This window comes from Streptomyces sp. YIM 98790 (assembly GCF_011421595.1).
Taxonomy (GTDB): domain Bacteria; phylum Actinomycetota; class Actinomycetes; order Streptomycetales; family Streptomycetaceae; genus Streptomyces.
In genome coordinates this window covers 1-8,916 of the sequence record NZ_WTLH01000211.1, presented here as the reverse complement: position 1 = coordinate 8,916, position 8,916 = coordinate 1, and the positions used below count along the sequence as shown (strand labels likewise).

Here is an 8,916-nt window from a genome sequence, read left to right as displayed (position 1 = left end):
CCGCCGGGGAGGGCCCGGGCGGCATCCGGCGCGGCCGCCGCCGTTCCCCGTCGCCGTCGCCGTCCCGGTGCCCTTCCGGGTCCCCGGCCGGCCGGGCGCCCGCCGCCGGCTTCGCCGCCGACTTCGGCGCCCTGGCCACCGACTTCTCCGACCGTCCGGGCGGTGCGTGCTCCCCCGCGCGCGGACCCAGGCCATGAACGCCATGAACACCCTGAACGTCATGAAGGAGTACCACCCATGAGAGTGCTGCTGCTCGGCGCGAGCGGGTATATCGGCCGCTTCGTCGCCGACCGGCTTCTTGCCGATCCCGCCGTCCACCTCACCGCCCTCGGCCGGGGGGACGACGCCGACGTCCGGTTCGACCTGGCCACCGGCAGCCCCGGCGCCCTGACCCGGTTCCTGGACGCCGTCCACCCCGGTGTGGTGGTCAACTGCGCGGGCGCCATCCGGGGCACCGCCGCCGAGCTGATCCGGCACAACACCGTGGCCACCGCCACGGTCTGCGAGTCGCTGCGCCGCAGCCGGTGCAGTGCCCGGCTGGTGCACATCGGCTGCGCCGCCGAGTACGGCCCGTCGCAGCCCGGCTCGTCCCTCACCGAGGACGCCACGCCCCGGCCCGGCGGCCCCTACGGGGTGAGCAAGCTGGCCGCCTCCGAACTCGTGCTCGGCTCCGGGCTGGATGCCATCGTGCTGCGGGTGTTCTCCCCGACCGGCCCCGGCACCCCGGCCGGTTCGCCGCTGGGCCGGCTGGCGGACTCGCTGCGCCGGGCCATGCAGCACGGCGACACCGAGCTGAAGCTCACCGGGCTGGGCGTGCAGCGGGATTTCGTGGACGTCCGCGACATCGCCCGGGCGGTGCACGCCGCCACCCTGTCCGGCGCCCAGGGCGTGGTGAACATCGGCAGCGGGCACGCGGTGCGGCTGCGCGAGGCCGCGGTCACGCTCTCCCGGCTGTCCGGGTTCACCGGAGCACTGCACGAACTCGACGCCGGCCCGGCCTCCGTGCTGCCCGCGCAGCGGGCGGACGACGGGCGCGGACACGGTCCGGGACCGGCCGCCGGGCCGCCGCACCACCCGCCGTACCCGGACGGCTGCGGGGCCTGGCAGCAGGCGGACGTGCGCTCGGCCCGGGACCGGCTGGGCTGGCGGGCGCGGATCACCCTGGAGGAGTCGCTGGGCGACATCTGGATGGAGGCGGCATGCCGGATGTGAGACCGGGCACGCCCCTGCGGACCCCGCCGCGGCCGTCCTGGCCCCGGGCGGGCGGCGGGGCGGGCGGCCCTGCCCGCCGCCTCCGTCGCGCCCCCCGGCCCGGACCTCCCGAGGGGCGCCCGCGGGCCGTGGCGGTGCCGGGCTTCGGCCATCCCCTGCTGGCGCCGCTGGAGTGGGCCGAACTGACGCGGCCCGGACTGCCGCTGGACTGGGCGGTGCTCGGCGCGTCCGGTCCGGCCGGCGGGCCGGGCATCCGCCCCGATCCGTTCCTCGGGACGGCCGCGGCCCGGCTGCGGGTCTGCGGGCGCCGGGTGCTGGGCCTGCTCGGCCTGGAGTCCGGGGCGCGGCCGTACCGGGAGCTGGTGGCCGAGGCGCACCGCTACGTGTCCTGGTACCGGGTGGACGGCTTTCTGCTGGACGCCTGCCCGGGCGGGCCGGAGGAGCTGGACCGGACGGCCGCGCTGGCCCGCACCCTGACGGTGCTGCGGCCGGGCGCCCGGCTGGTGCTGGGGCACCACACCGGCGCGGACGGCCGGCATCCGCACGCCGGGTATGCCCGGATACCGGGCGTGCGGCAGCTGGTCACCTTCCGCGGGAGCTGGGCGCAGTACCGCTGCTACCGGGCCCCGGAGTGGACCCGGCGCTATCCGGCGGCGCGGTTCTGCCACCTGGTGCACGGGGTGCCGGAGCCCGCCCTGCCGCAGGTGCTGCGGACGGCCGGCCGGGAGGGCGCCGGCTCGGTCTTCGTCACCGACCGCACCGGCGGCACCGTCCGCACCGGCGGCGTCCGGCCCGGCCGTGCCGGCACCGACCCCTGGGCCGCACTGCCCGGCTACTGGGACAGATTCGTCTCATGCGTCGGTACGGGTGTCTCGGAATGAGATCGGGCGTGGCAGTGTTACGCGGAGACGACAACCTGTGTCCCCTTACCAACGGAGTCCCCGTGTCGCTGCCACCCCTGGTCGAGCCGGCCGACGAGCTCACCGTAGACGAGGTCCGCAGGTACTCACGCCACCTGATCATCCCGGACGTGGGGATGGACGGGCAGAAGCGGCTGAAGAACGCCAAGGTGCTGTGCGTGGGTGCCGGCGGCCTGGGCTCGCCGGCGCTGATGTACCTGGCCGCGGCCGGCGTCGGAACGCTCGGCATCGTGGAATTCGACGTCGTCGACGAGTCGAACCTCCAGCGCCAGATCATCCACAGCCAGGCGGACATCGGGAAGCCCAAGGCGCTCTCCGCCCAGGAGACGGTGCTGGGCATCAACCCGTATGTGCAGGTGAACATCCACGAGGAGCGGCTGGACGCCTCCAACGTGATGGAGCTGTTCGCCCAGTACGACCTGATCGTGGACGGCACCGACAACTTCGCCACCCGCTACCTGGTCAACGACGCCTGCGTGCTGCTGAACAAGCCGTACGTCTGGGGCTCGATCTACCGGTTCGACGGCCAGGCTTCCGTCTTCTGGTCCGAGCACGGCCCCTGCTACCGCTGCCTGTACCCGGAGCCGCCGCCGCCCGGTATGGTGCCGTCCTGCGCCGAGGGCGGGGTGCTCGGGGTGCTCTGCGCCTCCATCGGTTCCATCCAGGTCAACGAGGCCATCAAGCTGCTCGCCGGGATCGGCGACCCGCTGGTCGGCCGGCTCATGATCTACGACGCCCTGGAGATGAACTACCGGCAGGTCAAGGTCCGCAAGGACCCGGACTGCGCGGTCTGCGGCGAGAACCCGACGGTCACCGAGCTGATCGACTACGAGGCGTTCTGCGGCGTGGTCTCGGACGAGGCCCAGCAGGCCGCCGCCGGTGCCACCATCACCCCGGCGCAGCTCAAGGAGTGGATCGACAGCGGCGAGAAGCTGGACATCATCGATGTCCGGGAGCCGAACGAGTACGAGATCGTCGCCATCCCGGGGGCCCGGCTGATCCCGAAGAACGAGTTCCTGATGGGCCGCGCCCTGGAGGATCTGCCCCAGGACCGCCGGATCGTCTTGCACTGCAAGACGGGTGTCCGCTCCGCGGAAGTCCTGGCGGTGCTGAAGAACGCCGGCTTCGCCGACGCCGTCCATGTCGGCGGCGGCGTCATCGGCTGGGTCAACACCGTCGAACCCCACAAGCCGGTCTACTGACGGCTCCGCCCCGGCGATCGGGCCCCGGACGCCTCAGGCGTCCGGGGCCCGTCATGTGCGGGGCTCTCCGGCCGGGCGGGTCAGCCGCAGACGAGTCCGTCCTGCGGGATGAGGCCGGCCAGCAGGTACTCGTCGACCGCGTCGTCGATGCAGTCGTCGTTGCCNGAGTCCGTCCTGCGGGATGAGGCCGGCCAGCAGGTACTCGTCGACCGCGTCGTCGATGCAGTCGTCGTTGCCGTAGGCGCCGTGGCCCTCGCCGTCGTAGGTGATCATGACGCCGACGCCCTCGCCCAGCGCGTCCCGCATGCGCTCGGTGCCCTCGTACGGGGTGGCCGGGTCGCCGGTGGTGCCGATCAGCAGGATCTCGGCGGAGCCGGTGGCGTCGATCTCGACCTTCTCGTAGTGCTCGCTGTCCGCGGTGACCGGCCAGCCGGTGCAGCCCTCCACCGCCCAGAGCAGGTACGGGCCGAAGACCGGCGAGGCCGCCTCGAACTCGTCGCGGTGCTGCTCCACGGCCTCCCGGCCGAGCCCGGCCGGGTCGTCGTTGCAGCTGATGGTGGTGTGCGCGTCGTTCTGGTTGCTGTACCGGCCGTCCTCGCTGCGGCCGTTGTAGAAGTCGGCGAAGGCCAGCAGCAGGGAGCCGTCCTCCTCCTCCATGGCGGCCTGCAGCCCCAGGGTCAGGTACTCCCAGGTCTCCTCGTCGTAGAGGGTGGCCACGATGCCGGTCAGGGCCAGGTTCTGGGTCAGCTCCCGCTCGCTGTCGCCGGCGATCGGGTCGTCGGCCAGGGAGTCCAGGAACGCGGCCAGGCGTGCGGTGCCCTCCTTGCCGCCGGGGCCGGTGGGGCAGGCGTCCCCCTCGGTGGCGGCGCAGTCCGCCATGTAGTTCTCCAGGGCCAGCTGGAACCCGGCCGCCTGGTCCAGGGCGTGGGCCGCGGTGTCCAGGGCGGTGGGGTCCACCACGGCGTCGAACACGGCCCGCCCCACGTTCTGCGGGAACAGCGAGGCATAGACCGCGCCCAGCTCGGTTCCGTAGGAGAAGCCCAGGTAGTGCAGCTTGGTGTCGCCCAGCACATGGCGCATCAGGTCCAGGTCCCGGGCGGTGTTGGCGGTGTTCAGGTGCGGCAGCACCGCGCCGGAGTTGGCCTCGCAGGCGGCGATGAACTCCTCGTTGAGCCGGTCGTACAGCTCCAGTTCCGCCGCGGTGTCCGGCATCGAGCCGAGTTCCTGCCCGGCGGCGTCGGTGGCCTCCCCGTCCAGGCAGACCACGCCCGCGCTCTCGCCCACGCCCCGCGGGTCGAAGCTGACCAGGTCGTAGCCGTCGCGCAGGGACGCGAAGTCCTCGGCGAAGGCCGGCAGGGTGGCCACCCCGGAGGCGCCCGGCCCGCCGAAGTTGACCAGCAGTGAGCCGATCCGGTCGGTGCCCTCCGCGGTGGAGACCGCCCGGATCAGGGCCAGGCCGATGGTCTCGCCCTCCGGCCGGTCGTAGTCCAGCGGCACGGTGAGGGTGGTGCACTGCCAGGGGGTGTCGTCGGGCAGCTCGCCCGGGTCCTCGCCCCCGCCCTGGAGCACGGTGGGCTCCTCGCAGTCCTCCCAGTTCAGCCGCTGCTGGGCGATGGCGTCCGGCATCCCCGGGTAGGCCTGCGCGGCCGGGGTGGACTGGCCGACGCCGCCGGTGGGCTTCGGCGGCTCCGGCTCGTCCGGGCCTGCGGAGAAACAGGCGGTGAGGAGCAGGGACAGCGGCAGGGCGAGGGCGGTGAGGACCGGCGCGCGGCATCCGCCGGGTATTCGGCGGCGTAGGCGGCCGGGACGGCGGTGGCGGTGGTGCATCAGAGTTCCCCCTGGGTCGTGTGTCAGCTACAGATCATGCCGTCCTCCGGCGTGGTGCCGGACAGCAGGTGGCCGTTGACGGCGTCGACGACGCAGGAATTGCCGGAGGTGTAGGCGCCGTGGCCCTCGCCGTCGTAGGTCAGGATGACGCCGGCCTCCTCGCCGCCGAGCGCCTCGCGCATGCGTGCGGTGCCCGCGTACGGGGTGGCCGGGTCGCCGGTGGTGCCGATGAGCAGGATCGGCCGGGCGCCCTCGGCCTCCACCTCCGGCCGGTCGGCCTCGGAGACCACCGGCCAGCCGGCGCAGCCCAGCAGATCCCAGACCAGGTACTCGCCGAGCACCGGGGCGGCCGCGCGGAACTCGTCCCAGTGCGCGCGGACCGCCTCCAGGCCGGGACGGGAGGCGAAGTCCGCGCAGTTGACGGCGGTGTTGGCGGCGTGCAGATTGCGGTACCGGCCCTGGCCGTCCCGCCCGTAGTAGCGGTCGGCCGCGGCCAGCAGGGCGTCCCCGCTGCCGGAGTGCATGGCCTCGTCGAGCGCCTCGCGCAGCCGCGGCCAGGAGGAGGGCGAGTAGAGCGAGCCCATGATCCCGAAGACCGCCAGATGCTCGGTGAGCGCCCGGCCGGAGGAGGTGGGCAGCGGATGCTCCTCCAGGCCGTCCAGGAACCCGGACAGGGCGGCGTGATGGCCGGCCGGCTCGGCGGAGGTGCCGGTGGGGCAGCCGGGGCGCCGCGCGCAGTCCGCCAGGAAGTGGTCCAGGGCGGTCTGGAACCCGGTGGCCTGGATCAGCGCCCGGCCGGTGAGGTCGCGGGTCGGGTCCACCACCGCGTCGAACACCATCCGCCCGGTCCGCTCCGGGAAGAGCGCGGCGTACACGGCGCCCAGCTTGGTGCCGTAGGAGGCGCCGTAGTAGTGCAGCCGGCTCTCGCCCAGCACCTCGCGCAGCAGGTCCAGATCGCGGGCGGTGTTGGCGGTGGTCAGATGCGGCAGCAGCCCGCCGGCGGGGGAGGCCCGGCAGGCCGCGGCGTACCGCTGCCGGCCGAGCAGGTAGTTCCGGCCCTCGGCGGGATGTTCCGGGAAGGTCTCCTGCTGGAGCGCCGCGTCGGTCGCGGCATCGTCCCGGCAGACCACGCCCGAACTGTCGCCCACGCCCCGCGGGTCGAAGCTGACCAGGTCGAAGCCGCTGCGCAAGGCGCCGAACAGGGGCTCCATGCGGGGCAGGGCGGCCACGCCGGAGCCGCCCGGCCCGCCGAAGTTGAGCACCAGCGAGCCGACCCGGCGGGTGCTCCGCTCGGCGGGGATGCGGATCAGCGCCAGGGAGAGGGTCTCGCCCCCGGGGTCGGTGTAGTCCACCGGGACGGTGAGCCGGGCACACTGCCAGGGGGCGCCGGGCGCCTCGCCGCCGCCCTGCAGCGCGCTGGGCGCCGGGCAGTCGGTCCAGTCGGGTTCCTGCCCGGTGACGTGCCCGGGCAGTGGCGGCAGTCCGGCCCCGGGGGAGGGGGAGGGGGAGCCGTCGGGCGCGGGCCTCGCCTCCCCGGCCGGGGAGGGAGCGGGATCGCCCGGTGCCAGCGGCTCGTCGTCCCCCGCGGCGCCGGGGGAACAGGCGGCCAGGGCGGGGACCAGGGCCAGCACCATGGCCAGCGCCAGGGCGAGGACAGGGGCGGGGACCGGCAGGGCGGCGGTCGGTGCCGCGCCCTGGAGCGGGCGTCGTCCGTGCATGGTCCCCCGCGCGGTCGGTCGGTTCGGCTGCCGCGGCCCGCCGGTTCGCCCGCCGTCCGCCGGGCGCGGTTGCGCCGGCCGCGCCGGGACGGCCCCCGTCGTCCCTTCCGGAAGGGTACCGCCCTGCGGCCTGCAGGGCGTGGAACAGGTGTGCGACGGCGCCGGGCGGGATACCGGGTGAGCAGCGGCCCGGGCAGCCGGCGGCCGCGCCCGCCACCGTGGTGAACCGCCCCGCGGCGGAGGCGCCGAGGGCCACGGGGCGCGGCTCACCCGCAGGTCAGGCCGGACTCGGGCAGCGTGCCGCGGAGCAGGTAGGCGTTGGCCGCGTCCTGCACGCAGGCGTTGCCGCTGGAGTAGGCGCCATGGCCCTCGCCCTCGTAGGTGAGCACCACGGCGATGTCCTCGCCCAGCGCCTCACGCATGCGCTCGGTGCCCTCGTACGGGGTGGCCGGATCGCCGGTGGTGCCCATCAGCAGGATGGGCGCCGAGCCCTCGGCGGCCACCACGGGGTGCGGGCGCTGGCCCTCCACCGGCCAGCCGGTGCAGCCCAGCATCGACCAGGCCAGGCCCTCGCCGAAGACCGGGGAGGCGGAGCGGAACTCCGGCAGCCGGCGGGTCACGTCCCCGGTGTCGTACCGCAGGCTGGAGTCGGCGCAGTTGATGGCGAGGAAGGACGACTGGAGGGTGGAGTAGGTGCCGTCGGAGGCGCGTCCGTTCATGGCGTCGCCCAGCGCCAGCAGGATGGTGCCGTCGGGGTCGTCCGGGTCGAGGGCGTCCTCCAGGCCCTGGGTGAGGAACGGCCAGAAGTCCTGGGAGTACAGCGACTGGGCGATGCCGCTCCAGGCGAGCGAGCGGGTCAGCGGGCGGTCCGGGTTCTGGGTGGGCATCGGGTCCCCGGCCAGGCCGTCCATCAGCTCGACGAGCCGCTGCTGGCCCTGCCCGGGGTCGGTGCCCAGCGGGCAGTCGTCCTCGCGCGCGCAGTCCTCCAGGAAGGCCTCCAGCGCCGTCTGGAAGCCCTTGGCCTGGCCGAGGGCGCTCTCCGCGTCGGTGCGGGTGGGGTCGACCACGGCGTCCAGCAGCGCCCGGCCCACCCGTTCCGGGAAGAGGTTGGCGTAGACGCCGCCGAGCTGGGTGCCGTAGGAGATGCCGAAGTAGTGCAGCTCGTCGTCGCCCAGCACCTCCCGCATCAGATCCATGTCCCGGGCGGTGTTGGTGGTGGTCAGATGCGGCAGCAGATCGGGGTGTTCGGTGCCGCAGCCGTCCGCGAAGGTCTGGATGCGGTCCAGCAGTTCGCGTTCCTCCGCCGCATTGTCCGGGACGAGTTCGGAGGCGAAGTACTCGTCGAGCCGCTTGTCGCTCAGGCACTTCACGCCCGCGCTGGCGCCGACGCCGCGCGGGTCGAAGCTGACCAGGTCGTACCGTTCGCGCAGGGCGGAGTACTCCTCGGCGAAGGCCGGCAGGGTGACCACGCCGGAGCCGCCGGGTCCGCCGAAGTTGAACAGCAGAGAGCCGATGCGTTCCCCGCCCTCCTCGGCGGCCCGGGCCCGGATCATGGCGATCTCCAGGGTCCTGCCCCCGGGGTCGGAGTAGTCCAGCGGCACGGTGAGGGTGGCGCACTCCCAGGCGGTGCCGTCCCGCAGGGTGCCCGGGGCCCGGGCGTCGCCGCCCTGGGCGGCGGTGGGGGCGCCGCACGCGGACCACTCGGGGCGCTGGCCGGTCAGCGACGCGGGGAGGTCCGCGGTGCCGGTGCCCCGGTCGGCCGGGTCGGCGCTGGCGGTCTGGACGGGGGCGGCGTTCGCGGTGGCGTTCTCCCCGCCGCTGTCGCTGCCCGTGCAGGCGGCGAGCAGCAGCGCTGCGGCCGCGGTGGCGGCCAGGGCGGTACGGGCCGTCCGGTGCCGGGCTCGGCTCATCTCAGGTCCCTTCGGTACGCCTTCCGTACACGAAGGTTCATCATCCGTACCCCGGGCGGCTCCCCGCACCCGCAGGCGCGCGACCGGGTGAGACGCCCTGCGGCCCGCTCGGCCCGCTCGGCCCGCT

General features: G+C 74.5%; 6 protein-coding genes and 1 pseudogene. 3 read left to right on the top strand and 4 right to left on the bottom strand.

The window, feature by feature from the left end; genetic code table 11:
• Positions 1 to 237 precede the first annotated feature (237 nt).
• The 3 genes from GQS09_RS24345 (at position 238) to moeZ (ending at position 3,334) form a co-directional block, all read left to right on the top strand.
• Positions 238 to 1,212, top strand: coding sequence for an NAD-dependent epimerase/dehydratase family protein (locus tag GQS09_RS24345; protein ID WP_165989730.1), 975 nt, complete (start codon positions 238 to 240; stop codon positions 1,210 to 1,212).
• A gap of 128 nt (positions 1,213 to 1,340) precedes the next feature.
• The gene (locus GQS09_RS24340; protein ID WP_313896317.1) at positions 1,341 to 2,093 is read left to right on the top strand and encodes a spherulation-specific family 4 protein; all 753 of its coding nucleotides are present in this window, start codon (positions 1,341 to 1,343) and stop codon (positions 2,091 to 2,093) included.
• Between the two features lie 62 nt (positions 2,094 to 2,155).
• Entirely contained in the window at positions 2,156 to 3,334 is a 1,179-nt protein-coding gene (gene moeZ / locus GQS09_RS24335; protein ID WP_165989728.1) for an adenylyltransferase/sulfurtransferase MoeZ, read from the top strand.
• Between the two features lie 80 nt (positions 3,335 to 3,414).
• Here moeZ and GQS09_RS31080 read toward each other — a convergent pair whose 3' ends face one another.
• The 4 genes and pseudogenes from GQS09_RS31080 to GQS09_RS24320 form a co-directional block, all read right to left on the bottom strand.
• The gene (locus GQS09_RS31080) at positions 3,415 to 3,483 is read right to left on the bottom strand and encodes a hypothetical protein (protein WP_399552593.1); all 69 of its coding nucleotides are present in this window, start codon (positions 3,481 to 3,483) and stop codon (positions 3,415 to 3,417) included.
• 19 nt (positions 3,484 to 3,502) lie between these two features.
• Positions 3,503 to 5,161 (bottom strand): annotated as a pseudogene (locus tag GQS09_RS24330) (alpha/beta hydrolase); the annotation flags it as partial.
• A gap of 23 nt (positions 5,162 to 5,184) precedes the next feature.
• Positions 5,185 to 6,879: an alpha/beta hydrolase gene (locus GQS09_RS24325; protein WP_165989726.1), complete on the bottom strand. Its 1,695-nt coding sequence runs from the start codon at positions 6,877 to 6,879 to the stop codon at positions 5,185 to 5,187.
• Positions 6,880 to 7,145: 266 nt separating this feature from the next.
• Positions 7,146 to 8,789, bottom strand: a complete 1,644-nt coding sequence (locus GQS09_RS24320; RefSeq protein ID WP_165989725.1) for an alpha/beta hydrolase — start codon at positions 8,787 to 8,789, stop codon at positions 7,146 to 7,148.
• Positions 8,790 to 8,916 lie beyond the last annotated feature (127 nt).

Coding starts and splice junctions, on each gene's coding strand:
- GQS09_RS24345 (WP_165989730.1), top strand. CDS start 238: ATGAGAGTGCTGCTGCTCGGCGCGAGCGGGTATATCGGCCGCTTCGTC.
- GQS09_RS24325 (WP_165989726.1), bottom strand. CDS start 6,879: ATGCACGGACGACGCCCGCTCCAGGGCGCGGCACCGACCGCCGCCCTG.
- GQS09_RS24320 (WP_165989725.1), bottom strand. CDS start 8,789: ATGAGCCGAGCCCGGCACCGGACGGCCCGTACCGCCCTGGCCGCCACC.